The organism is Citrobacter sp. S55_ASV_140 (assembly GCF_018919505.1).
GTDB lineage: Bacteria > Pseudomonadota > Gammaproteobacteria > Enterobacterales > Enterobacteriaceae > Citrobacter > Citrobacter werkmanii.
The window spans coordinates 1-523 of the sequence record NZ_JAHLQZ010000432.1; the positions used below are offsets into that span (position 1 = coordinate 1).

General features: G+C 41.7%; 1 protein-coding gene. It reads right to left on the reverse strand.

Annotated elements, in window-relative coordinates:
• Positions 1-250, reverse strand: a 250-nt coding sequence (locus KQJ18_RS24375; protein ID WP_216423001.1) for a GIY-YIG nuclease family protein, incomplete at its 3' end; no start/stop codon positions are given.
• Positions 251-523: the final 273 nt, after the last annotated feature.

A 523-nucleotide genomic window follows, 5' to 3' on the forward strand; every position in this document is an offset into this window, starting at 1 on the left:
CAATAATATAATGAATATGCTTAATCGCAGGTTCCAGTGCCTCAATGGTAAACAGTTCGGTATAACCATCGCCTGCATCAATGCCTGTCTGGTAATTGGTTAACAGAAAATGCAGCATTTTTTCTAGTTTAAAAACCTCTGACTGCGGCACGATAATTTGGTAAGAGCGCTCAAAATCCACTTCGCCCCAGGTTCGTGTTAGTGATTGAATGCGGTTATAGATGTTATTAGCTTTACCAATTTTCATCATCTTTTTGGCCGGGAAAATCAATAAATAGAGAAAGGAAAGGTTGTCCATAAAGCACCTCTGGTTGCGGTATTAAAGAAGGCAATGATAAAAGATTTCTCTTGTTAGGCGTAGCGCGCTGCGATAATGCGGTATGGCTGCCACTGGTAAAGGCTAGTAGAAGTAAGTTTGTTTAATGCCTTGAACACCGTTTTTAACATGCTCAAGGCGCGAGCGGGGAACCGGGCATTTAGAAAGCGTACAACTGCGCTATGAAAAAATCACTTGGTGTATCGT